This is a genomic window from Streptomyces sp. NPDC047028 (assembly GCF_040644095.1).
Taxonomy (GTDB): domain Bacteria; phylum Actinomycetota; class Actinomycetes; order Streptomycetales; family Streptomycetaceae; genus Streptomyces.
Genome location: NZ_JBEYVS010000012.1, coordinates 22,185 through 46,240 on the forward strand (window position 1 = coordinate 22,185; position 24,056 = coordinate 46,240).

19 protein-coding genes, 1 tRNA gene and 2 pseudogenes are annotated in these 24,056 nt (G+C 73.3%); 10 read left to right on the plus strand and 12 right to left on the minus strand.

The annotated features are described in order from the left end of the window. The first annotated feature begins 47 nt into the window (after positions 1–47). Complete coding sequence (gene selA / locus ABZ854_RS13260; RefSeq protein WP_361208804.1) at positions 48–1,451, plus strand: L-seryl-tRNA(Sec) selenium transferase; 1,404 nt, start codon at positions 48–50, stop codon at positions 1,449–1,451. After that, positions 1,451–3,184 (plus strand): annotated as a pseudogene (locus ABZ854_RS13265) (SelB C-terminal domain-containing protein); the annotation flags it as partial. The gene selA and the pseudogene ABZ854_RS13265, both read left to right, overlap by 1 nt. A 40-nt stretch (positions 3,185–3,224) precedes the next feature. Here the strand turns inward: ABZ854_RS13265 and ABZ854_RS13270 are convergent. Continuing rightward, positions 3,225–3,318: transfer RNA gene (locus ABZ854_RS13270), tRNA-Sec, on the minus strand. Between the two features lie 36 nt (positions 3,319–3,354). Between ABZ854_RS13270 and selD the strand changes: the two genes are divergently transcribed. Continuing rightward, a complete protein-coding gene (gene selD / locus ABZ854_RS13275) occupies positions 3,355–4,368 on the plus strand; it encodes a selenide, water dikinase SelD (protein ID WP_361208807.1) in 1,014 nt (337 codons plus the stop codon). Positions 4,369–4,384: 16 nt separating this feature from the next. Here the strand turns inward: selD and fdh are convergent, their stop codons facing one another. Both fdh and ABZ854_RS13285 read right to left on the minus strand, forming a co-directional pair. Beyond that, positions 4,385–7,654: a formate dehydrogenase gene (fdh, locus tag ABZ854_RS13280; protein WP_361208810.1), complete on the minus strand. Its 3,270-nt coding sequence runs from the start codon at positions 7,652–7,654 to the stop codon at positions 4,385–4,387. A gap of 149 nt (positions 7,655–7,803) precedes the next feature. Continuing rightward, on the minus strand, positions 7,804–8,874 hold the full coding sequence (locus ABZ854_RS13285) for a LysR family transcriptional regulator (RefSeq protein ID WP_361208813.1): 1,071 nt from the start codon (positions 8,872–8,874) through the stop codon (positions 7,804–7,806). A gap of 185 nt (positions 8,875–9,059) precedes the next feature. On the opposite strand from ABZ854_RS13285, the gene snpA reads away from it, so the two are divergent. Then, positions 9,060–9,749, plus strand: a complete 690-nt coding sequence (gene snpA, locus ABZ854_RS13290; protein WP_361208816.1) for a snapalysin — start codon at positions 9,060–9,062, stop codon at positions 9,747–9,749. 151 nt (positions 9,750–9,900) lie between these two features. Here the strand turns inward: snpA and nrfD are convergent, their stop codons facing one another. From nrfD to ABZ854_RS13305, 3 genes are all read right to left on the minus strand, one after another. Beyond that, a complete protein-coding gene (gene nrfD, locus ABZ854_RS13295; protein ID WP_361208819.1) occupies positions 9,901–10,926 on the minus strand; it encodes an NrfD/PsrC family molybdoenzyme membrane anchor subunit in 1,026 nt (341 codons plus the stop codon). 33 nt (positions 10,927–10,959) lie between these two features. Further along, entirely contained in the window at positions 10,960–11,967 is a 1,008-nt protein-coding gene (locus tag ABZ854_RS13300; RefSeq protein ID WP_361208822.1) for a 4Fe-4S dicluster domain-containing protein, read from the minus strand. A gap of 111 nt (positions 11,968–12,078) precedes the next feature. Beyond that, positions 12,079–12,525: an ATP-binding protein gene (locus ABZ854_RS13305; protein ID WP_361208825.1), complete on the minus strand. Its 447-nt coding sequence runs from the start codon at positions 12,523–12,525 to the stop codon at positions 12,079–12,081. Between the two features lie 237 nt (positions 12,526–12,762). Here ABZ854_RS13305 and ABZ854_RS13310 point away from each other — a divergent pair, with 237 nt between their 5' ends. Further along, positions 12,763–13,689, plus strand: a complete 927-nt coding sequence (locus ABZ854_RS13310; RefSeq protein WP_361208828.1) for a SigB/SigF/SigG family RNA polymerase sigma factor — start codon at positions 12,763–12,765, stop codon at positions 13,687–13,689. Positions 13,690–13,801: 112 nt separating this feature from the next. Here ABZ854_RS13310 and ABZ854_RS13315 read toward each other — a convergent pair whose 3' ends face one another. Beyond that, positions 13,802–13,975 (minus strand): CsbD family protein, encoded by a 174-nt coding sequence (locus ABZ854_RS13315; RefSeq protein WP_129311377.1) that lies wholly within the window; start codon positions 13,973–13,975, stop codon positions 13,802–13,804. A 157-nt stretch (positions 13,976–14,132) separates the two neighbouring features. Here ABZ854_RS13315 and ABZ854_RS13320 point away from each other — a divergent pair, with 157 nt between their 5' ends. Further along, positions 14,133–14,612: a MarR family transcriptional regulator gene (locus ABZ854_RS13320; RefSeq protein WP_361208831.1), complete on the plus strand. Its 480-nt coding sequence runs from the start codon at positions 14,133–14,135 to the stop codon at positions 14,610–14,612. Further along, on the plus strand, positions 14,609–16,345 hold the full coding sequence (locus ABZ854_RS13325; RefSeq protein WP_361208834.1) for an MFS transporter: 1,737 nt from the start codon (positions 14,609–14,611) through the stop codon (positions 16,343–16,345). Before ABZ854_RS13320 ends, ABZ854_RS13325 begins: the two co-directional genes overlap by 4 nt. 40 nt (positions 16,346–16,385) lie before the next feature. Here ABZ854_RS13325 and ABZ854_RS13330 read toward each other — a convergent pair whose 3' ends face one another. The 3 genes from ABZ854_RS13330 to mgrA form a co-directional block, all read right to left on the minus strand. Further along, the gene (locus tag ABZ854_RS13330) at positions 16,386–17,006 is read right to left on the minus strand and encodes a DedA family protein (RefSeq protein WP_361208837.1); all 621 of its coding nucleotides are present in this window, start codon (positions 17,004–17,006) and stop codon (positions 16,386–16,388) included. A gap of 75 nt (positions 17,007–17,081) precedes the next feature. Next, complete coding sequence (locus ABZ854_RS13335) at positions 17,082–17,276, minus strand: hypothetical protein (protein ID WP_361208840.1); 195 nt, start codon at positions 17,274–17,276, stop codon at positions 17,082–17,084. Positions 17,277–17,400: 124 nt separating this feature from the next. Then, positions 17,401–18,444, minus strand: a complete 1,044-nt coding sequence (gene mgrA / locus ABZ854_RS13340) for an L-glyceraldehyde 3-phosphate reductase (RefSeq protein WP_361208843.1) — start codon at positions 18,442–18,444, stop codon at positions 17,401–17,403. A 266-nt stretch (positions 18,445–18,710) separates the two neighbouring features. On the opposite strand from mgrA, the gene ABZ854_RS13345 reads away from it, so the two are divergent. Continuing rightward, entirely contained in the window at positions 18,711–19,553 is an 843-nt protein-coding gene (locus ABZ854_RS13345; protein ID WP_361208846.1) for a chitosanase, read from the plus strand. Between the two features lie 85 nt (positions 19,554–19,638). On the opposite strand, the pseudogene ABZ854_RS13350 reads toward ABZ854_RS13345, so the two are convergent. Beyond that, a pseudogene (locus ABZ854_RS13350) lies at positions 19,639–19,956 on the minus strand (DUF4328 domain-containing protein); the annotation flags it as partial. Positions 19,957–20,063: 107 nt separating this feature from the next. Between ABZ854_RS13350 and pgm the strand changes: the two are divergent. Beyond that, complete coding sequence (gene pgm / locus ABZ854_RS13355) at positions 20,064–21,704, plus strand: phosphoglucomutase (alpha-D-glucose-1,6-bisphosphate-dependent) (protein WP_361208849.1); 1,641 nt, start codon at positions 20,064–20,066, stop codon at positions 21,702–21,704. 61 nt (positions 21,705–21,765) lie between these two features. Here pgm and ABZ854_RS13360 read toward each other — a convergent pair whose 3' ends face one another. Continuing rightward, a complete protein-coding gene (locus tag ABZ854_RS13360) occupies positions 21,766–22,701 on the minus strand; it encodes an SGNH/GDSL hydrolase family protein (protein WP_361208851.1) in 936 nt (311 codons plus the stop codon). Between the two features lie 466 nt (positions 22,702–23,167). Between ABZ854_RS13360 and ABZ854_RS13365 the strand changes: the two genes are divergently transcribed. After that, positions 23,168–23,692 carry a hypothetical protein gene (locus tag ABZ854_RS13365; RefSeq protein ID WP_361208854.1) on the plus strand — a complete coding sequence of 175 codons (525 nt, stop codon included), beginning with the start codon at positions 23,168–23,170 and terminating at the stop codon, positions 23,690–23,692. Positions 23,693–24,056 lie beyond the last annotated feature (364 nt).

Consider the following 24,056-nt stretch of genomic DNA (forward strand, 5'->3'; position numbering starts at 1 on the left):
CGATGGGCGGTACGGGCAGGGGGCCGGACCGGAGGAACAGGGGCGGCATGGAGCAGCACGTGGCACCCACGGGAGCGGACGAGTCGACCCGGGCGGGCGCCCCCGGCCCCGGCCCCGGCGAGCCGAGGCAACCGAACCCCGGTGACGTGCGCCGCCGGATCCCGCGCACCGACGTGCTGCTGCGCGACCCGCGTCTGGCCGAGGCGGCCGCCCGGCTCGGCCCCGCCGCCGTCAAGGCCGCGATCCGGCAGGCACAGGAGCGGGCACGCCACGGCACCGTCCCGCCCGAGCGGGTTCCCGAGACCGCCGTCGCCCTGCTGCCGGACACCGCCGGCGGCCTGCGCCCGGTGATCAACGCCACCGGCGTGCTGCTGCACACCAACCTCGGCCGCGCTCCCCTGTCGGCGGCGGCCCGGCAGGCCGTCGCCGAGGCGGCCGGACCCACCGACGTGGAACTCGACCTGGCCACCGGCGTACGGGCCCGCCGCGGCCGCTCCGCCCTCGCCGCGCTCCAGGACCGCGTACCGGACGCCGGTGCCGTGCACGTCGTCAACAACGGCGCCGCCGCCCTCGTCCTGGCCGCCACCGCGCTCGCGGCCGGCCGGGAGATCGTGATCAGCCGGGGCGAGATGGTGGAGATCGGCGACGGCTTCCGGCTGCCCGACCTGCTGGTGTCCACCGGCGCGAGGCTCCGCGAGGTCGGCACCACCAACCGGACCACCGCCGCCGACTACGCCGCCGCCATCGGCCCGGACACCGGCTTCGTGCTGAAGGTGCACCCCTCCAACTTCCGCGTCACCGGATTCACCCGGGCCGCCGGCGTGAGCGAACTGGCCGCACTGGGCGCCCCCGTGGTCGTCGACATCGGCTCCGGCCTCCTCGCCCCGCACCCGGCGCTCCCCGAGGAACCCGACGCCGGCACCGCGCTGCGCGCCGGAGCCGCCCTGGTCGCCGCCAGCGGCGACAAACTGCTCGGCGGCCCCCAGTGCGGACTCCTGCTGGGCCGCCGGGACCTGGTCCGCACCCTCGCCCGGCATCCCCTGGCCCGCGCCCTGCGCGTCGACAAGCTCACCCTCGCCGCCCTGGAGGCCACCCTCACCGGACCGCCCACCCCGACCGCCACCGGACTCACCGCCGACCCCGACCGGCTCATGACCCGCGCCCGGACGCTCGCCGCGGCCCTCGCCGCCGAAGGCGCCGACGCCCGCGCCGTCGAGACCGCCGCCACCGTCGGCGGCGGAGGCGCGCCCGGCGTCGACCTGCCCAGCGCCGCGCTGTCCCTCCCCGAGCCGTACGCGCACGTCCTGCGCACCGGCCGTACCCCCGTCGTCGGCCGCCTGGAGGGCGGACGGTGCCTGCTCGACCTACGGACGGTCCCGGAGGAGGACGACGACCGGCTCGCCCACGCCGTACGGTCGGCGGCCCGGCCCGCCGCCGAAGGGCGGGCCTGATGCGGGTCCTGGCCACCGCCGGACACGTCGACCACGGCAAGTCGGCCCTCGTCCGCGCCCTCACCGGCATGGAACCCGACCGCCACGCCGAGGAACGCCGCCGCGGCCTCACCCTCGACCTCGGCTTCGTGTGGACCGAACTGCCCGGCGGTGAACCCCTCGCCTTCGTCGACGTCCCCGGACACGAGCGGTTCGTCGCCACCATGCTGGCCGGCGCCGGACCGGTCCCGGCCGTGCTGTTCGTCGTCGCCGCCGACAAGGGCTGGCAGCCCCAGTCCGCCGAACACCTCGCCGTCCTCGACGCGCTCGGCGTCCGGCACGCCGTCCTCGCCGTCACCCGCAGCGACCTCGCCGACCCCGGCCCCGTCCGCGCCGACGCCGTCGAACGCCTCGCCGCGACCACCCTCGGCACGGTGCCCGCCGTCGCGGTGAGCGCCGTCACCGGCGCCGGACTCGACCAACTGCGCGCCGCACTCGCCCGGCTGGCCGGTGCGCTGCCAACGCCCGACCCCGAGGCCGACGTACGCCTCTGGCTGGACCGGGCGTTCACCGTCCGGGGCCACGGCACCGTCGTCACCGGCACACTCGGCGCCGGCACCCTGCGCACCGGCGACCGCCTGGTCACCGGGGACGGCACGGGCGTGCTGCGCGTGCGCGGGCTGCAGAGCCTGCACGAGGACCGGGACACCGTCGCCGGCGTGGCCCGCGTCGCCGTCAACGTCCACGGCCCGGACGACACCGCACTGGCGCGCGGGCAGGTGCTGCTCACCCCGGACCGCTGGCTGCCGACCGAGGTGACCGACGTCCGCGTCACCGGCGAACCGGCCGCTGACCTGCCCCGCTCCGTCACCCTGCACCTTGGCACCGCCGCCGTCCCCGTCACCATCCGCCCGCTCGGCGAGGACACCGCCCGGCTCACCCTGCGCCGCGCCTTGCCCCTGCGGGTCGGTGACCGCGCCGTGCTGCGCGAACCCGGCGGCACCCGCATGCCCTGCGCCGTCACGGTCCTGGACGTCCGCCCGCCCCGGCTGACCCGGCGCGGCGCCGGCCGGGCCCGCGCCGCCGACCTCGCCACCATGACCGGACACCCCGACGGCGCCGCCGAACTCCGGCGCCGCAAACTGGTGCGCCGCGCCGACCTCCTCGCCATGGGCGTACCGGCTCCCACCGCACCCGTCGCCGGGGACTGGCTGGCCGACGACACCCACTGGACGGCCCTCGCCGAACGGCTCACCACCGAGGTCGACCGCCACGCCCGCACCCACCCGCTGGATCCCGGGCTGCCCACCGAGGCCGCCCGCCACCTGCTCGGGCTGCCCGACCGCGCCCTGGTCGACGCCCTCGCCCGCACGGCACGCGATCTGCGCAGCCACGACGGCCGGCTCCACCCGGCCGGCCCCGCCCGCCCCACCCTGCCACCGCCCGTGCGGGCCGCGGTGGACGCCGTACGCCGGGACCTGGCCCGTACGCCGTTCCGCGCGCCCGAAGCCGGCCGGCTGACGCAACTGGGGCTGCACCGCCGGGAACTGGCCGCCGCCGTCGCGGCCGGCGCCCTGCTGCGGATCACCGACGGCATCGTGCTCCTGCCCGGCTCCGACAGCGAGGCCGCCACCGCCCTGGCCCGCCTGCCGCAGCCGTTCACGCTCAGCGAGGCCCGCCGCGCCCTGGACACCACCCGCCGGGTCGCCGTACCCCTCCTGGAGTTCCTCGACGCCTGCGGCTACACGGAACGCGTCGACGACCAGTACCGACGCTGCCGGACGGACGCGGTGAGCGGAGGCGGACAGGAATCGAACCTGCCTGCCCGAGATCCTCGGACACCTCGGTTTTGAAGACCGGGAGGGCCACCAGGCACCCACACGCCTCCACCGCCGTCGTCAGGCTACTGCCCGAGGAGACCGGTATGACACCGACCCGCCAAGCGCCCGTCCGCCTCACGCAGTTCGCGCATGGCGGCGGCTGCGCCTGCAAGATCCCGCCCGGTGAACTGGAGGACGTGGTCAGGGGTCTCGCGGCACCGGGGGGCGGGGGCAACGCGCCGCTGCTGGTCGGGCTCGCCACCGGCGACGACGCGGCCGCCGTCGCCCTCCCCGGGCCCGGCGGCACCGCCGTGCTGTCCACCGCCGACTTCTTCACCCCGGTCGTGGACGACCCCTACGACTGGGGGCGCATCGCCGCCGCCAACGCCCTGTCCGACGTGTACGCGATGGGCGGCAGCCCCGTCCTCGCCGTCAACCTGCTCGCCTGGCCCCGCGACCGGCTGCCGTTCGACCTGGCCCGCGAGGTGCTGCGCGGCGGCCTGGACGTCGCCGCCGAGGCCGGCTGCCACGTCGGCGGCGGGCACAGCGTGGACGACCCCGAACCGAAGTACGGCATGGCCGTCACCGGGATCGCCGACCCGGACCGGCTGCTCCGCAACGACGCGGGCCGGCCCGGACTGCCGCTGTCGCTGACCAAACCGCTGGGCCTGGGTGTGCTGAACAACCGTCACAAGGCCACCGGGGAACGGTTCGAGGAGGCGATCGCCACCATGACGGCCCTCAACCGGGACGCCTGTGCCGCCGCCCTGGCCGCGGGCGCCCGCTGCGCCACCGACGTTACCGGCTTCGGCCTCCTCGGCCATCTGCACAAACTGGCCCGCGCCTCGGGTGTGACCGCCGTCCTCGACACCGCCGCCGTGCCCTTCCTCGACGGCGCCCGGGAAGCCGTACGGGACGGGTACGTGCCCGGCGGCACCCGGCGCAACCTGGAGTGGGTGGCCCCGTTCACCGACTTCGGGACCCCGGACGACGACACCCGGCTGCTCCTCGCAGACGCCCAGACCTCCGGCGGGCTGCTGGTGGCCGGCGAGGTGCCGGGCGCGCCGGTGGTGGGGGAGTTGGTGCCGCTCGGGGAACACTCGCTCGTGCTCCGGTAGGCCCGAGGGCCCCTGCTCACAGTTCCGTGCCGGTGTGTTCGTCGATGCCGGCCCGGTCCCGGTAGGCGCGCACCAGCTCCATCGACGCCGGGCCGCGGGGACGGCGCCCGGGCCGGATGTCCACGGTGAACGCCTTGGCCTCCTGGATATGGGTGTTGGGGTCCAGGGACAGGTGCAGCAGCTCGTTGGCCGCGTCGCCGGTGGTGTAGCCGTTGGGGCCCCAGTGGTAGGGCAGGCCCACCTGGTGCAGGGTCCGCCCGTGCACCGTCAGCGGCGCCACCCGGTCGGTGACCAGGACGCGCGCCTCGATGACACCCCGGGCACTGACGATCGTCGCCCAGCCGGTGTGCTCCAGGCCCCGCTCGGCGGCCAGCTCGGGCGACACCTCGCAGAAGAACTCCGGCTGCAGCTCGGCGAGATACGGCTGCCAACGGGACATACCGCCCGCCGTGTGGTGCTCGGTCAACCGGTACGTGGTCGCCACGTACGGGAACACCTCCGCGCCGGGCTCACCGGCACTGGGCTGGTAGCGGTTGTCCGGCCGCGCCGGCAGCACCTGCCGCACCGGATTGCGCTGCTGGCCGTAAAGCAGGTTCGGGAACGGCGAGTCCTGCGGCTCGTAGTGCGTCGGCAGCGGCCCGTCGGTCAGCCCGGACGGCACGTACAGCCAGGCCTTGCCGTCCGCCTGCATGATGAATGGGTCCCGGCCGGTCAGCGCCTCGGGGCCGGTGGCGTCCTCGGGCGGCTCGGCGTCCGGCGACTTGTCCTTCTTGAAGTCGGGCACGTCGTGGCCGGTCCATTCGCCCTGCTCGCCCTCGTCCGGGTCCCACCACACCAGCGCCTTCCGCTCGCTCCACGGCTTGCCGTCCGGGTCGGCCGAGGCGCGGTTGTACAGGATGCGCCGGTTGGCCGGCCAGGCCCACGCCCACTCGGGCGCCACCCAGCTCTGCTCCCGGCCCGGCTTGCGGCGGGCGGCCTGGTTGACGCCGTCGGCGTAGACCCCGCAGTAGATCCAGCAGCCGCAGGAGGTGGAGCCGTCGGTCTTCAGCTGCTCGTACGACGACAGCGGCGCGCCGTCGGCGTCGTGGCCGTTGATCTCCGCGAGCACGGCCTCCGCGTCCGGCTCGGCGAGCGCGCCCCTCGTCGGATAGTCCCAGGTGAGGTCGAGCACCGGGCGGTCCATCTCGTCGGCGGACCCGGCCAGCTTCTCCCTGACGATCCGCCCCAGGTGGTAGGTGAACCACAGGTCGCTGCGCGCCTCGCCGGGCGGTTCCACGGCCTGGTGGTGCCACTGCAGCAGCCGCTGGGTGTTGGTGAAGCTGCCGTCCTTCTCGGTGTGCGCGGCGGCCGGCAGGAAGAACACCTCGGTGCCGATGTCCTCGGTGCGCAGCTCCCCGGTCTCGATCTCCGGGCCGTCCTTCCACCACGTCGCCGACTCGATCAGCGAGAAGTCCCGTACGACCAGCCAGTCCAGGTTGGCCATGCCGAGGCGCATCAGCTTGGAGTTGGCGTTGCCGACCGCCGGGTTCTCCCCGACGAGGAAGTAGCCCTTGCAGTCGCCGTCCAGCTGCGCCATGGCGATCTCGTACGCGGAGTGCGAACCGGTCAGCCTGGGCAGGTAGTCGAAGCAGAAGTCGTTCCCGGCCGTCGCCGCCTCCCCCCAGTAGGCCTTGAGCAGGCTCACCAGGTAGGCGCGCATGTTGCCCCAGTAGCCCTTGCGTGCGGCCTCCGCGCGCACGAAGGCGTCCAGGTCCTCCTCCTTGTGCGCGTGCGGCATCGGGATGTAGCCGGGCAGCAGGTTGAACAGGGTCGGGATGTCCGTCGAGCCCTGGATGGAGGCGTGCCCGCGCAGCGCCATGATCCCGCCGCCGGGCCGGCCGATGTTGCCGAGGAGCGTCTGCAGCACGGCCGCCGCGCGGATGTACTGCACGCCCACCGTGTGCTGGGTCCAGCCCACCGCGTAGGCGAACGCGGTCGTCCGCTCGCGCCCGGAGTTCTCCGTGACCAGCTCGCACACCTGCCGGAACAGCTTCGGCGGCACCCCGCAGATCTGCTCGACCAGCTCCGGGGTGTAGCGGGCGTAGTGCCGCTTGAGCACCTGGAAGACACAGCGCGGGTGGGTCAGCGTCTCGTCGCGTTCGAAGTCGCCCTCGCCGATGTCGGCCCCGCCGGAGCCGTGGGACTCGCCGCCCGCGGCCTCGGTGACCGAACTGCCGCCACCGGTGCGCTTGTCGTACTCCTGGTCGCGCTGGCCCGACGCCGACTGCATCTCGGTGCCCTCGTACTGCCAGCTGCTGTTGTCGTAGGAGCGGCTGTCGGGGTCCAGGCCGGAGAACACGCCGTCCAGGTCCTCGGTGTCGCGGAAGTCCTCCCGCAGGACGACCGGCGCGTTGCTGTAGGCCACCACGTAGTCCCGGAAGTACTTCTCCTCGCTCAGGACGTAGTTGATGATCCCGCCGAGGAACGCGATGTCCGAGCCCGCGCGCAGCGGCACGTGCACGTCGGCGAGCGCGCTGGTCCGGGTGAACCGCGGGTCGACGTGGATCAGCTTCGCGCCGCGCGCCTTCGCCTCCATGACCCACTGGAACCCGACCGGATGGCACTCGGCCATGTTCGAACCCTGGATGACGATGCAGTCCGAGTTCTGCAGGTCCTGCTGGAAGGTGGTCGCGCCGCCGCGCCCGAATGAGGTTCCCAGACTGGGAACGGTGGAGGAGTGTCAAACACGCGCCTGGTTCTCGATCTGGATCGCGCCCATGGCCGTGAACAGCTTCTTGATCAGGTAGTTCTCTTCGTTGTCGAGCGTGGCCCCGCCGAGGCTCGCGATGCCCAGCGTGCGCCGGGTCCGGGTCTCGTCGACCTCCCACTGCCAGCCGGCCCGCCGCGCCTCGATCACCCGGTTGGCGATCATGTCCATCGCCGTGTCCAGGTCCAGCCGCTCCCACTCGGTGCCGTGCGGGCGCCGGTACAGCACCTGGTGCTCGCGGGCGTCACCCGTGGTGAGCTGCAGGCTGGCCGAGCCCTTGGGGCAGAGCCGGCCGCGCGAGACGGGGGAGTCCGGGTCGCCCTCGATCTGGGTGACCTTCCCGTCTTCGACGTAGACGTTCTGGCCGCAGCCCACCGCGCAGTACGGGCAGACGGACTTCACCACCCGGTCGGCCGTGGCGACCCGGGGTTCCAGCCGCTCGCTGCGCCCGCTCTTGGCCGCCGCGCCCCGCCCGAGCGGGTCGGTCCCGGTGAGCTGACGGTAGACCGGCCAGGAGTCGATCCAGGTGCGCACACCCACGTCAACGCTCCCTCCGCTCACTGTGCCCAGTCTCCCGCCGCCCCGCGCAGGCGGCATCCGCGGGCGGCTGGGTACCCCGGCGAGGACGGACCAAACAAGGGCAGGACCGGACGGCGCTTCGCACAGGGGCCGGGGCGCACGAGGGCTGGTCAGGAGCGGACCATGCCCTGCGCTCCCGCGGCCCGGCGCGGCGCCCCCGGCGCCGGCACCCGGCCCGAGAGCGTCCCGCCGCGCGTCCCCTCGGGCGCGACATGCGCGCCGCGGGCCCCGAGGGCGCGGGCCGGCTCCGCCGCGCGGGCCCGCTCCAGCCACGTGCGGTACGCCGGGGCCTGGCGGGCCGCCTCCCAGTACGCCTCCTCCAGCTCGGCGTACCCGTCGTCCAGCTCGGCCTCCGTCCGGGCCGCGAGCAGCAGCCGTACGCCGATCGGGTCACCCCGCAGCGGGCGGACCGCGAGGTCGGAGCGGGGCCGGGTGGTCGGCTGGCTGACCGTGACGACCTCGCCGATGGCGGCCAGCGAGAACGCGGTGAGGTAGTCCCCGTGCAGCAGGTCGGGCTCGATCCCGGCCGCACGCAGCACCCGGCACAGCCCGTCCCACTCCCCGTCGACCGTGGAGTCGATCATCCACCGGTCACCGGCGAGGTCGGCGAGCCGCACCTCGGGCCGCCGTGCCGCGGGATGGTCCGCGGCCAGGGTGACGAACTGCGGCTCCCGCTCCACCAGCACCCGCAGGCACAGCCCCGCCGGGACGCGCAGCGGGCTGCCCTCCACCTCGTGCACGAACGCCATGTCGAGCCGGCCCTCGGCGACCAGCCCCAGCAGGGCGTTCGCAGACACGTCCATCTGGAGGGTCGGCTCGGTCCGGGGCGAGCGCCCGCGCAGCCGGCGCAGCCAGCCCGGCAGCGCCCGGCTCGCCGTGGCGCCGATGCGCAGCCGGGGTCCGTCCGCCGCCCGGGCCGCCGCCGCCCTCGTCTCCGTGACCAGCGCGGCGAGTTCGGCGACCAGGGGCCGGGCCCGGCTGACCACGACATGCCCCAGCGGAGTCGGACGGCAGCCCGCGCGGCCCCGGGTGAACAGGCGGCCGCCCAGCGTCTGCTCGATGCGGCGCAACTGGGTGCTCAACGACGGCTGGGCCATGCCTAGTTCACGAGCCGCCTTGTGCAGGCTGCCCGCGTCGGCGATGGCGCACAGCACCCGCAGATGCCTCACCTCGAACTCCATGGCGGGAGCGTAGGGCGGCCGGCGGGCCCACGCCAGATGTTCAAATCCGAACGGAACCGCACGAGTTGGCCGCCGATAGCCTCGCCCTATCCCCGGTTGCCATCATCCGCTCGCCGTTCAACTGCCCGAGACTCGGAGGCGACTCATCGTTCACCACCCCACACGAACGAGTAGGAGCCCCCCACATGACGTCGTCCCGTACGACCTCCCCGGCCGCGAAGACCTCCCGGAGACTGCTGGCGCTCGGCGTCGGCCTGGCGTTCGCCTCCCTGGGCACCGTGGTCCCCGCGAGCGCCCACACCGCGCAGCCGGCCGCCCCCGACGCCCGGGCCGCCCACTTCACGGGCGCGCACGAGAACTCCGCCGACACCAAGGCGTTCTTCCAGGCCGTCCTGAAGTCGGTCGCCAAGAAGCAGGCGGCCCACCCCGGTCTGCAGTCCGTCACCGTCTACTACGACGACTCCCAGGCCCCGAGCTTCCGCTCCCAGATATCGAGCGCCGCCTCCATCTGGAACAGCTCCGTGTCCAACGTCCGCCTCCAGGAGAGCTCCGGCGGCGCCGACTTCGCCTACTACGAGGGCAGCGACCCGCAGGGCTCGTACGCCTCCACGGACGGCCACGGCCGCGGCTACATCTTCCTCGACTACCAGCAGAACCAGGAGTACGACTCGATCCGCGTCGCCGCGCACGAGACCGGCCACGTGCTGGGCCTGCCCGACGACTACAGCGGCCCGTGCAGCGAACTGATGTCGGGCGGCGGCCCCGGCCCGTCCTGCACCAACCGCTACCCCGACGCCAACGAACGCGCCCGCGTCGACCAGCTGTGGGCCAACGGCCTCGCCAAGGCCCTGCACAAGGTGAACACGGTGCGCTGAGCACCCCGGCCGGCGGGCGCGGACGGCCACGAGACGGCCCGCGCCCCCCAGGAAACCGGTCCTCCCCGTCCGTCACCCCCCACGCGTCATGGGCGCACCACCCCGCGAACGGTCCGGGCGCCCACGGACGGACGGGAAGGACCGGCACCCGTCAGCCCTCGCGCGCGGCGCGCCGCTCCCGCTGCGGTACGACCGTGTAGGCGGGGTCCTCCGCCGAGGCCACCCCGGCGTGGAACACGCCGAACCGCAGCGCCGCCGACCCGGTCAGCAGCGCGGCACCGGCCGCCACGGCGAGCCGCCGGTCACGCCGCCGCCCGGACAGGACCGACAGCGCCGCACCGGCCACCGTCAGAGCCTCCGCCACCCGCAGCAGCACATGCGGCCTGCCCTGCTCGTACGGCTCCGCGGCGAGCCCGATACGCCGCTTCATCAGCTGGAACGCCCCCAGCTCCAGTCCGGCGCCCAGCACCGCCGTACGCCGGGCGGGCCCCGCCTGGGCCGTCGGCGCGCACACCAGAGCCAGACCCGCCGCCGCGCTCGCCGCGGACCCCGCGAACACGAACGGCAGCTGCCGGTACCCCTCGTGCCAGGACGGCACGGCCGTGTCCGACAGCAGCACCGCGGTGTACGTCGCCACCGCCGGGCCGAGCGCGGCGGCCCCCGCGGTAGCGGCCGGGCCGACGAGCCGGTACCGGCCCGCGACGTCGGTGGCCGCGGCGGCCAGCGTCAGCGGAGCGTAGCCCGCGAGCAGCCACGAGCCCACGCTCATCGGCGAGGTGGGCTTGAGGACCCGCAGCATGTTCAGGAAGCGGGCCGGGCGCCCGAGGTCGTGCACGAGCGCGGCCAGCGACAGCGAGATGGCCCCGGCCGCGCCCAGCTTCGCCGTCCGCGCGAGCTCCGGCCGCCCCGTCACGGCCGACCCGGCGGCCAGCAGCGAGGACGCACCGGCGAGGCCGCCCAGATACAGGTATCCGGCGATGTCCAACGGCTCCCAGGTCGGCTTGTTGAGGACCGGTTTGCCGTAGTACGACGAGATCTCGGCGTCCGGCACCATCGACTGCTCGCCGCGCCCGCGCCCCCGACGGCGCCGGTGGCGGCCCGGCTGTGCGCCGGTGACGGCCTCCCGCCCCGGCCGCGCGCCCCGCAGCCCGTCCCGGGTGACGTCCGATCCGGTCATCGCGGCCTCCTCATGGTGTCGTCGGCCGTCCCGTCAGCGTCCCCGCCCCGGCCTCTTCGCGAAGCCGGCGACCGCGAGGGCGGCGAGCGAGACGGCGGCCAGGGCGGCGTGCCGCCACATGTCGGGCAGGTCGCGGGTGGTGACCACCGGGTCCGGCGGCAGGCCGTAGATCTCGGGCTCGTCCAGCAGGAGGAAGAACGCGCCGTCGCCGCCGACCCCGTCCTCCGGGTCCTCCCCGTACAGTCGGGCGTCGGTCACCCCGGCGGCGTGCAGCTGCGCGACCCGGGCCGCCGCACGTTCCCGCAGCTCCTCCAGCGGGCCGAACTGGATGGACTCGGTCGGGCAGGCCTTGGCGCAGGCCGGCTCCATGCCGGCGCCCAGGCGGTCGTAGCACAGGGTGCACTTCCACACCCGGCCGTCGTCCTCGCGCTGGTCGATGACGCCGTAGGGGCAGGCGGGCACGCAGTAGCCGCACCCGTTGCAGATGTCCTCCTGGACGACGACCGTGCCGAACTCCGTGCGGAAGAGCGCGCCCGTGGGACACACGTCGAGGCAGGCCGCGTGCGTGCAGTGCTTGCACACGTCGGAGGCCATCAGCCAGCGCAGCTCGGTGCGGCCGTCGGGGGAGACGGGGGAGATCACCTCGTTCTCGGGCGCCGGCGCGGGCGCGGCGGTGTCCGCGCCCAGCCGGTAGGCGGCGGCGAAGACGTCGACGCTCTCGTGGCCGAGACCGGGTTCCTGGCCGCCGAGCGGCTTGCGCTGCTCGATGAAGGCCACGTGCCGCCAGGTGTCGGCGCCGAGTCCCTGTGTGTTGTCGTAGGACATGCCGGTCAGTTCGAGGCCGTCCTCCGGGACGGCGTTCCACTCCTTGCAGGCCACCTCGCACGCCTTGCAGCCGATGCACACGGAGGTGTCGGTGAAGAAGCCGACCCGGGGCGGGGCGTCCGGATAGCCGGCGGCGCCGGCCACGTCCGGCTGCGGACCGGAGAACAGGTTCCCGTGCCCGGCGTGCGCGCCGGCCGACGTCTTGTCCCGGGTCATGCCGTCACCTCCTCGGAGACCGGCAGCGGCGTACGTGAGCGCGCCTGTGACGAGCCTGGCACGGGTGCCCGCCCGCCGCGCGTCCGAAACGGCCCGCGCCCCGACGGGGGCTCAGGCGGGCCCGTCGGTCAGGGAGACCGTGGCGGTGACCCGCTTCCCGCCGGGGACGAGGGTGGTCCGTAGCCCGGTGCTGAGCAGGCTCACCAGGCGCAGACCGTGGCCGCCCACACGCCCCGGGTCCGCAGGCCGGGGGAGCGGTGGATCGGCCGAGGTGTCGATGACGCTGATCCGCAGGGTCGCCGCGTCGGGGGCCAGCTCCAGTCGGAGCGTCCCGGGACCGGGGGCGTGCCGGATCGCGTTCGTGACGAGTTCGCTGACGACGAGCTGGGCGTCCTGGACGGCCCGCCGCCGGGGCGCGGGTTCCGCGCGCGCGAGGAGCGCCCCTACGGCGTCTCGCGCCTCGGCGAGGCAGGGCGGACCGTAGTCCCAGCTGAGGCTGCGGCGCAGGAGCGCGGGGCGCGGCCGCGCCGTTGCTCTGGCCCCGAGAGGGATGTCCATGGGCCCCTTCCTGTGCCTGTGGATCGTGGTGCCGTCCCGGTCCCGGCTACCCGTTTCGGCCGCGAACAAGGGGCCGCCGGACAGGAATCCACCGGTTGCGCGTGAACGCCTGGTCAGTGACCGCGGCAGGGAGACCCGGCGGCCCGGGTCGTGCACGCAGGGCATGACCGCGCGAACCCGGGGTAACCGCAGCGGAGTCGGCGGACCGGCCGCCGGCGACTTCGGGAGGGACTCGGCATGACGGCGAGCGTGACGGCGACGGAGCGGACGAGGACGGCGCGGCTGCCGGGGACCGCCGAGCCCGCACGGTGCGAGCCCGCACGATCCGAGTCGGCGCGGGGCGCCAGCCCCGCAGGGGCCGGGTTGCCGGAGGTCGCCGATCCCTCGCGGGTCGCCCCGCAGGACGCCCGCGAGCTGACCCGCCTCTTCCTGCGCAGGCTGGCGGAGCTGGAAGAGGGCACGCACGAGCACCAGGACGCCCGCAACACGCTGATCGAGATGAACATCTCCCTGGTGCGGTTCGCCGCGGCGCGGTTCCGCAGCCGGGGCCCGGCGGAGACCGAGGACATCGTCCAGGTCGGGGTGATCGGGCTGATCAAGGCGATCGACCGGTTCGAGGTGGCCCGCGAGGTGGAGTTCACCTCCTTCGCGATCCCCTACATCGTGGGCGAGATCAAGCGGTTCTTCCGGGACACGTCCTGGGCCGTCCACGTCCCCCGGCGCCTGCAGGAGGCCCGGGTGCAGCTCGCCCGCGCCACGGAGGAGCTCTCCAGCCGCCTGGACCGGACGCCGACCGTGGCGGAACTCGCGCAGCTGATGAGTCTGTCCGAGGAGGAGGTCGTCGAGGCGCAGCTCGCGCGCAACGCCTACACCTCCTCGTCCCTGGACGCCACGCTCGGCTCCGGCGAGGACGGCGAGAGCGTCCTGGCCGACTTCATCGGCGCCGAGGACACCGCCCTGGAGCTCGTCGAGGACTTCCACGCGCTGGCTCCGCTGATCGCCGGGCTGGGCGAGCGGGACAGGCACATACTGCACCTCAGGTTCGTCGAGGAGCGCACCCAGGCCGAGATCGGCGAGCGCCTCGGGGTGTCCCAGATGCATGTCTCCCGGCTGCTGTCGCGCCTGCTGACCCGGCTGCGGGGCGAACTCCTGGCGGAGGGCTGAGCGCCCGGCGCCCGCGCACACGGACGAACCCGCGCGCACGGACGAAGCACACGGACGAAGGGGCGGGTCCGGACCTGATGGTCCGGACCCGCCCCTTCGGCTCGACGCCGGTTCAGTGCTTGAACGTGTCCTTGGCCTTTTCCTTGGCCTGACGGGCATCGCCCTCGGCGCCCTTCATCCGGCCCTCGGCCTCCATGCTCTCGTTGCCGACGGCGCGGCCCGCCGCCTCCTTCATCCTGCCCTTGGCCTGCTCCGCCTTGGCCTTGGCCTTCTGGTTGCCAGCCATGGGTGTCACTCCCAACCTCGTTCGGCGTGTGGTGCTGTCCGGTTGTCCACCGTGGCGCCGCCCAAACGCGGACACCCGCCGGCCCGGCCGTACGCATCCCGTGAATTACTCAACCTTGGTTGAACAGTCCAGACTGATAAACCTATTGTTAGTAATCATGGACCTGGAACGGAATCCCGCGAACGACGCGGCCGAGGGACGGGGAGCCGGGGGGCAGGACACGGCCGCCCTCGCCGCGGCCCTGCGGCTGGCCGTCGCCCGGATCACCCGCCGGCTGCGCCGCGCGCACGCCGTCGGTGACGTGACCCTCTCCGGTGTCTCGGTGCTGGCCCGCCTGGCCGGCGCCGGACCGGACTCGCCCGGTTCGCTCGCCGACCTGGAGCGGGTCAGGCCCCAGGCCATGGCGACGACACTCGCCGGCCTCGAACACCGCGGACTGGTCCGCCGTACCCCCGACGCCACCGACGGCCGCCGGGCCATCGTGTCGATCACCGACGAGGGCCGGACCATGCTGGAGGAACGCCGCTCGGAGTCGGTCGGGCGCCTCGCCCGGGCCCTCGACGAGTTCAGCCCGCAGGAACTGAGGGCTCTCGAGGATGCCCTGCCCCTGCTCGACCGATTGGCGGAACAGCTGTGAACGGCCGGGAGACGCCGCCGGGACCCCACTACAAGTGGGTCGCCCTGTCCAACACCACCCTGGGCGTCCTCATCGCCACGATGGACGCCTCCATCGTGATCATCTCCCTGCCGGCGATCTTCCGCGGCATCGGCCTCGACCCGCTGGCCGCCGGCAACATCGGCTACCTGCTGTGGATGATCCTCGGCTATCTGCTGGTGTCCGCCGTGCTGGTCGTCGTGCTCGGCCGGCTCGGAGACATGTTCGGCCGGGTGCGGATCTACAACCTCGGCTTCCTGGTCTTCGCCTGCGCCTCGGTCGCGCTCTCCCTCGATCCCTTCCGGGCCGGGGCGGGCGCGCTGTGGCTGATCCTGTGGCGCATGGTGCAGGCGTTCGGCGGGTCGATGCTCACGGCCAACTCGGCCGCGATCCTCACCGACGCCTTCCCGGCCCGGCAGCGCGGCATGGCCCTCGGCGTCAACCAGATCACCGCGCTCGCCGGGCAGTTCCTCGGGCTGCTGGCGGGCGGGCTGCTCGCCGCGGTCGACTGGCGCGCGGTGTTCTGGGTGAGCGTCCCGGTCAGCGTGTCCGGCACCATCTGGTCCTACCTGAGCCTCAGGGAGACCGCCGCCGGGGGGCGCGGCCGGATCGACTGGCTCGGCAACGTCACCTTCGCCACGGGCGCCGGCGTGCTCCTCGCCGGCATCACCTACGGCATCCAGCCCTACGGCGGTCACGCCACCGGCTGGACCAACCCCTGGGTGCTCTCCGGCCTGATCGGCGGTGCCGTCCTGCTGCTGGCGTTCTGTGTGATCGAGAGCCGGGTCGCCGAGCCCATGTTCCGGCTCTCCCTGTTCCGGGTGCGGGCGTTCGCCGCGGGCAACCTGGCCGCCCTGCTGACCGCGATCGCCCGCGGCGGCCTGCAGTTCATGCTGATCATCTGGCTGCAGGGGATCTGGCTGCCGCTGCACGGCTACGACTTCGAGGACACCCCGCTGTGGGCCGGCATCTTCATGCTGCCGCTGACGGTCGGGTTCCTGGTGGCCGGGCCGGTCTCCGGCTACCTGTCGGACCGGTTCGGCGCCCGTCTGTTCTCCACGACCGGTCTGCTCCTGGTCGCCGCGTCCTTCGTCGGCCTGCTCGCGCTGCCCGTCGACTTCGACTACGGCACCTTCGCCGCGCTGCTGGTGCTGAGCGGGCTGGGCCAGGGCATGTTCTCCTCGCCGAACACCTCGTCCATCATGGGCAGCGTGCCGGCCCGGTACCGGGGTGTCGCCTCCGGGATGCGCTCCACCTTCCAGAACTCGGGCACCGCGCTGTCCATCGGCGTCTTCTTCTCGCTGATGGTCTCCGGACTCGCCAGTTCCCTGCCGTCGACGCTCAGCAGCGGGCTCCAGGCTCACGGGGTGCCCGCCGCCACCGCGCACCAGGCGGCCTCGCTGCCGCCGGTCAGCACGCTGTTCGCCACGTTCCTCGGCAACAACCCCATCGGCCACCTGCTCTCCGGCGGCGGCACGCTGGACCGGCTGACCGACGCCCAGCGGGCCACCCTGACCGGTCACTCGTTCTTCCCCGAGCTGGTCTCCGGGCCGTTCCACCACGGCCTGACCATCGTCTTCGGGGTCGCCGCCGCAATGGCGCTGATCGCCGCGCTGGCCTCCGCGCTGCGCGGAGGCCACGAGCGGGCCGACGGCGACGCCCCCGACCCGTCGCCGAAGGACCGGGCCACCCGGCGCACCGCCCGCTCCTCCTGACGACCGGCCCCGGGGCCCGCCGCCCCGGCCCGGACGGGGCTCAGCGCTCGCGCCTGCGTCGTACGACGTGCCGTACGACGAAGCCCGCGACCAGGACGCCGAGGGCGACGAGGACGTAGACCTGGTAGCGGGTGATCTCGTCGTAGACGGCCGTGAGGTGGCTGCCCGCGAAGTAGGCGAGGGTCGACCAGGCGCCGACCCAGAGCGCCGCGCCGAGCGCGTTGAAGGCGAGGAAGCGGCGCCAGGGCATGCCCGTGGTGCCGGCGATGATGCCGTTGGCCTGGCGCAGGCCCTCGATGAACCGGGCCACCGTGACGACCTTGCCGCCGTGCCGCTCGAAGAACTCCTCGGTGGCCTGGAAACGCTTCGGCGTGAGGAACACGTACTTGCCCCAGCGGTGGACGAAGGCGCGCCCGCCGTAGTGGCCGATCAGATAGCCGACGTTGTCCCCGGCGACGGCCGCGACGAAGGCGATGACCGCCACGGCCACGATGTTCAGCCGCCCCGCTCCGGCGTAGACGCCGGCGGCCAGCAGGATGGTCTCGCCCGGGGCCGGCACCCCGAAGTCCTCCACGAAGACCACCCCGACGGCCAGGTAGCCGTAGTGGCCGAGCAGCGGCGCCAGATGGGCCAGGAAGCCCGGCAGGGGAGGGGCGGCCATGCGTCAACGGTACGACGACGGCCGGGCGCGGCCGGTCGCGCGACGCTCGGCACCCGGTGCCGTGGTGCGAAGGGGTCACGCCGCTGAGGAAGGGGCGGATTCCGTGATTCCGTCGTCGTCGCCGGGTTCCGGCTGGCAGATGTGGCACAGGGCGTGCTCCCCGTCGCGGGTGACGACCGTTCCCCAGCCGAGGCAGTGCTCACAGCCGCGGGCCAGGCCCAGGTCGGGGTGGGGGAGCAGGACGGGGTGGTCGGGGGCTCCGTACGGCATGCGGTGAGCGGCTCCTTGAAGTCGCGGGGCAGTCGCGGTCCGAATGACTTCTAGTATGTCCGAATTTCCCGATACGTCAGTGTCCTGTGTCACTGAGTGCCACAACTCACGAGGGCCGACTGCCTCAGCCGAGCGTGCCCAGCCGGGCCTCGCGCCAGAGGTCGACTCCGCCGTCCGTCGCGTGGGTGTCGATCTCGGCGAGTTCCTCGTCGCTGAAGTCGAGGTTCTTCAGTGCGGCGACGTTCTGCTCCAGCTGTTCGGTGCGCGAGGCGCCGATGACCAGGGAGGTGACGCGCTCGTCCCGCAGCGCCCAGGCGAGCGCCATCTGGGCCAGGGTCTGCCCGCGCCGGGCGGCGATGTCGTCGAGCGCGCGCAGCCGGCGCAGCATGTCGTCGGTCAGCCACGCGGCGTCGAAGGAGGTGCCCTGCGCGGCCCGCGAGTCCCGCGGCACGCCGTCGAGGTAGCGGCCCGTCAGGAGCCCCTGGGCGAGCGCCGTGAACCCGATGACGCCGAAACCCTCCTCCGCGGCGGCGTCCAGCAGCCCGTCGGTCTCGATCCAGCGGTTGAGCATGCTGTATGACGGCTGGTGGATGAGCATCGGAGTGCCGAGGTCGCGCAGGATGGCGGCGGCCTGCCGGGTGCGCTCGGCGTCGTAGGAGGAGATGCCGACGTACAGGGCCTTGCCCTGGCGCACGGCCGTGTCGAGCGCGCCCATCGTCTCCTCCAGCGGCGTGGTCGCGTCCAGCCGGTGCGAGTAGAAGATGTCGACGTAGTCCACGCCCATGCGGCGCAGCGACTGGTCGAGCGAGGCGAGCACGTACTTGCGCGAGCCGCCGCCCTGCCCGTACGGGCCGGGCCACATGTCCCAGCCGGCCTTGGTGGAGACGATCAGCTCGTCCCGGTAGGGCGCGAGGTCCTGCTTGAGCAGCCGCCCGAAGTTGATCTCGGCCGCGCCGTACGGCGGACCGTAGTTGTTGGCCAGGTCGTGGTGGGTGATCCCGAGGTCGAAGGCGCGCAGCGCGATCTCGCGCTGGGTCTCGAAGGGGCGGTCGTCGCCGAAGTTGTGCCAGTAGCCCAGGGACAGGAGCGGGAGGTCCAGTCCCGAGCGGCCGCAGCGCCGGTAGCGCATGGTGCCGTCGTAGCGAGCGGGGTCCGCGACGTGGTTCATCGGGTCGTCTCCGGGTGGTGCCGTAGGGGTGCCCCGAGGGTGCGAGGGGGGCCTGTCCACCCTGCGTCACCAAGATTGGTAAGTCCAACCGCTGCCCCGCATGGCATTGAGCGGTGCGGCTTCTGAATCGGGCTTGTTCGATCCTATGAATCTGCGGCACGCGGGTTATCGATGTCCGACGCTTCTGATAGGAAACTTTCCTACTAGTAGGTGCGGCGCACGCATCCCTAGTAACGTCCCACCCCCCACCCCCACTTGGAGTCCCTGTGGTGCAGATACGCCGCGACGCGGCCGCCCCCTCCCGCATCTCCCGCCGTAGCGCCGTCGCGCTGCTCGGGGCCGCCGCCACCGGCGCCGTGATCGGCGTCTGGCACGGCGGCGGCTCGGCGTCCGCGGCCGCGCCGGGCCTGGACGACCCGGCGAAGAAGGAGATCGCCATGAAGCTGGTGTCGAGCGCGGAGAACTCCTCGCTCGACTGGAAGGCCCAGTACAAGTACATCGAGGACATCGGCGACGGGCGCGGCTACACCGCCGGCATCATCGGCTTCTGCTCCGGCACCGGCGACATGCTCGAACTCGTCCAGCAGTACACCGACCGCAAGCCCGGCAACGTCCTCGCGAAGTACCTGCCCGCCCTGCGCCGGGTCAACGGCAGCGACTCGCACGACGGCCTCGACCCGAACTTCCCCCGGGACTGGCGCAAGGCCGCCCAGGACAGCGCGTTCCAGCAGGCGCAGAACGACGAGCGCGACCGCGTCTACTTCAACCCCGCCGTCAAGCAGGGCAAGGCGGACGGGCTGCGCGCCCTCGGCCAGTTCACCTACTACGACGCCATCGTCATGCACGGCGACGGCGACGACCCCACCAGCTTCGGCAGCATCCGCAAGCGGGCCCTGCGCCACGCCAAGCCTCCGGCCCAGGGCGGCGACGAGACGACGTACCTCAACGCCTTCCTGGACGCCCGTGTATGGGCCATGAAGCAGGAGGAGGCCCACAGCGACACCAGCAGGGTCGACACCGAGCAGCGCGTCTTCCTGCGCAAGGGCAACCTCGACCTGGACACCCCCCTCGACTGGAAGGTGTACGGCGACCCGTACCACATCGGCTGAGACAGACGTGACGCGGCCGCTCCCCGGGGTACGGCACCACCGGTGTGCCGTACCCCGGAGTTCCCTGCCGGTCCGTCAGCCGCTCGATCACGACGATCGACAGGGCTCCGGCGGCGAGTTCGAGCGCCTCCTCGACGACGAGGAGCACCAGCGATGTCGTCCCCCAGGACGCCGCCCCCGCGAGCAGCGCGTGCGCCACCCAGGCCGCCCACCAGAGGTTGACCAGGACGACATCGCGCCTGAGCCGCTCCGGGGTCCCGGACACGCTCACGCGGTGGACCGGCAGGAGGAGGCGGCGCGGGGCCCAGAGGTCCGCCACGGGAACCAGCCAGGACCACACCGCCCATGAGGTGGAGCTCCGCACGGCATCCGGGGACAGCCGTTCCGCGGTCCGCCGCAGCCGGAGGAACCAGACCGTACGGCCCCAGCGGTGCGCACTCGCGCCTCAAGTCCCCGACCAGGAAGATGGGCGGCGAGCGTTCGATCACACCGATGCGGAGGAACGGACTCATGCCGCAGGAGCGAGCGGGCCGCCCGGCCGGTCCCGAGGACCTTGTCGACGTGGCCCGGCTGGTCACCGCGTACTATGCGCTGCACCCCGACCCGGCCGACCCCGCCCAGCGGGTGGCGTTCGGCACCTCGGGACACCGCGGGTCGTCCCTGGCGAGTGCCTTCAACGAGGACCACATCGCCGCCACCAGCCAGGCCATCTGCGAGTACCGCGCCGCACAGGGCACCGACGGCCCCCTCTTCCTGGGCGCCGACACCCACGCCCTGTCGGAGCCCGCGAGGGTCACCGCGCTGGAGGTGTTCGCGGCGAACGACGTGACCGTGCTCGTCGACAGCGCCGACGGCTACACGCCCACGCCCGCCGTCTCGCACGCCATCCTGACCCACAACGCGGGCCGCACCACGGGCCTCGCCGACGGCGTCGTCGTCACGCCCTCGCACAATCCGCCCGCCGACGGCGGCTTCAAGTACAACCCGCCGAGCGGCGGCCCGGCCGCCTCCGACGCCACCGCCTGGATCCAGGACCGCGCCAACCAGATCATCACCGGCGGCCTGAAGGACGTCCGGCGCGTGCCGTACACTCGCGCGCTCGCCGCGCCCACCACCGGGCGGTACGACTTCCTCGGCACCTACGTCGGCGACCTGCCGAGCGTCCTGGACCTCGACGCCGTCCGCGCCGCGGGCCTGCGCATCGGCGCCGACCCGCTCGGCGGCGCCTCCGTCGCCTACTGGGGCCGCATCGCCGAGCAGCACCGGCTCGACCTGACCGTGGTCAACCCGCACACCGACCCCACCTGGCGGTTCATGACGCTGGACTGGGACGGCAAGATCCGCATGGACTGCTCCTCGCCGTACGCGATGGCCTCCCTCATCGAGCAGCGCGACCGCTTCCGCATCGCCACCGGCAACGACGCCGACGCCGACCGGCACGGCATCGTCACCCCGGACGCCGGCCTGATGAACCCCAACCACTACCTCGCGGTGGCCATCTCCTACCTGTACCGGCACCGCGAGCGGTGGCCGGCCGGCGCCGGCATCGGCAAGACCCTCGTCTCCTCCTCGATGATCGACCGGGTCGCCGCCGACCTCGGCCGTCAACTCGTCGAGGTTCCCGTCGGGTTCAAGTGGTTCGTGGACGGACTCGCCGACGGCGCCCTCGGGTTCGGCGGCGAGGAGTCGGCCGGCGCCTCCTTCCTGCGCCGGGACGGCTCGGTGTGGACCACCGACAAGGACGGCATCATCCTGGCCCTGCTCGCCTCCGAGATCACGGCCGTCACCGGCAGGACACCGTCCGAGCACTACTCCGACCTGACCGCCCGCTTCGGCGAGCCCGCCTACGCCCGCGTCGACGCACCCGCCACCCGCGAACAGAAGGCGCTGCTGGCGAAGTTGTCCCCGGCCCAGGTCACCGCCGACAGCCTGGCGGGAGAGGCGGTCACCTCCGTCCTCACCGAGGCACCCGGCAACGGCGCCGCGCTCGGCGGCATCAAGGTGAGCACCGCCAACGCCTGGTTCGCGGCGCGTCCTTCGGGCACCGAGGACGTCTACAAGGTGTACGCGGAGTCCTTCCTCGGCCCGGACCACCTGGCCCGGGTGCAGGAGGAGGCCAAGGCCGTCGTCCTGGCCGCGCTGGGCGACTGAGGCGCCGCGGCGGTCCGGGCGGGTGACGCCCGCTCGGACCGCCCCGGCGCCGCCGTACCGATCAGCGCCGGTGGCCGCGGCCGTGTGCCGGCCGGTCCAGGACAGCCCGCGCCATCGCCTGCTCCCCCTTGGCGTTGGGGTGCGCCGGGGCCGCGGGGGAGGCCGGCTGCAGCGGTTCGATCCAGCGGTCGACGGGCGCCTTGCACATGTCGTGGCCGACGGTGGGACCGTAGGTGTCGACGTACTCGGCCCGGTTGACGCCCGCGACCAGGCGCAGCATCAGGTTCAGCCGTTTCTCGGTGTCCCTGAGGTAGGGGAAGTCGCCCTGGGCGAACGGCACCGACGGGAAGCAGCCGTGACCGTCGTCCGGGAGCAGGTCCGGGTAGCCGACGACGAGGACGCGCGCGTGCGGCGCCCGGGCGTGCACCGCCCGCAGGACCGCGGCCACCTTGGGTGCCGTCTTCAGCACGGCGAGCGTCAGTGCGTCGTACCCGGAGGCGTTGTACGACCGCTCGCACGGGTCGCCCGTCGGGTCCTGGGCGGCGAGCTTGGCGCAGGTGCCGATGATGGTGCCGAACCCGATGTCGTTGCCGCCGATCTGGAGCGTCACCAGGTCGGTGTTCCGGCGCACCGCGTCCAGCTGGGGCCCGTTGTCTCCTTGCGCCTTCCACATCTCGGCTGTCGTGGCGCCGCCGCAGCTGACGTCCTTGAACGCGCCGATCCCGGGTCCGGCAGCCAGCAGCGAGGGGTAGTTGTGGTCGGAGCGGGCGCACCCGGCGTCCACCTGCCGCGGGATGCCGGGACCCGAGGTGTAGGAGTCCCCGAGCGCGACGTACGACAAGACGCGGCCGTGGCCGTGCCCTTGCCCGTGCCCGGAATGTGCGACGGCCGGTGTCGTGGACGCGGCCACCAGGGCGCAACCGCCCAGCGCGGCCCCCAGCGCGGCGGCCCGCCGCCGGCCTCTCGCCCCGCTCCCCGCCTGCGTGCCGTCAGCCATCGCATCCTCCCCCTGAGGCCGCTCCGTCGCACGGAACCGGCCACCGAGGGACGGTCCCGCGCGTTCGACCGGTTCTGTATACCGCCCGGTAGGTCCCGCGGGCCAGAAGCGGGAGCGAATCATCTTCACCGGCGGTGACTCCGCGGCCTCCGGGTGTCCCGTCGCGGAACCCGGCCGGAGTTACGGCAGTTGGCCGAGAATCCCCCCGTCGGGCAAGCGGTGGGCCGCATTCCGCCCCTCCGGGCAGGTATGGTCCTCGCCAATTGCCTTTTAGGGAACCGGAGTTCGGCCGGTCAGGGAAGCCTCCCGGTCCCCTGGCCCGTGGCGTGCGCATATGCGGCCCGCAAGGAACCCCCACAGGTCCTTCGCGCTGCCTTCACGGGACATGCACTTTCGGCCGACCCCGGTGCGGACCGCAACCGTCGGGGCAGACGGCGCCGACGTGGCCTGCCTAGCCTCCCGGGCCATGCGATCACCTCTGCTGAGACGTCTCGGTCTCACCGCCGTCCTCGCCCTCGCCCTGGCCCTGTTCGGCCTGGCCCCCGCCGCCAGCGCCGACCCCGCGCCGGCCGACCTGACCTTCACCTCGAGCAGCGCCACCACCACGCCCGGCGGCTCGGTGAACCTGTCGATGACCATCACCAACAACAAGACCTACGACATCTGGTTCGTGTACCAGACCATCGACCCGACCTGGCTCACCACCCAGCGCCCGGACCTGAAGTACAGCTTCACCGGCTGCACCCTGGCCACGGCCGCCGGCAGCACCCCCTGCACCGGGACCGGCCCCACCAACCTGGGCGGCGACTACGGCGCCACCATCCCGCCCGGCCAGAGCCGTACCGTCACCCTGACGCTGCAGATCGCCGCCGACTCCGGCTGCAACGGCGACATCGGCTTCTACTCGTACTACTACGCCGAGTTCAGCGACAGTACGAACACCAGCGGCGGGCCCGTCTACACGCCCGAGACCCGCGTTCTGTGCGCCTGACCAGCGCCTGGTACCCCGTGCCGGCGGTGACCTGAAACACCCCTCAGGACACGTCCCCGTGTGGTCTGTACCATCGGCACTCCGCCCGGCGGGCCCCCAGGGCCCGCCGGTGCGCCGACCCGGCCCGGACCAGCGGACCAGCCCTGTCCGCCCACCTGCCGCACCGGCGAGGGGACGACGGAAGAACGGCCGAACCGGTTCCCACGGGACCGATTTCGTCACCTGCACTTTTCCGTCAGGTTTCTCAACTCGCCCACGAAAGCTCCACACGGACATCACCATGTGACGCGACGGATGCGTCGACGACCGGCCTCTGAGGGGGACGCCGGCGTCACGCGAGGGGGTGCGTCCGCTCCATGCGAGC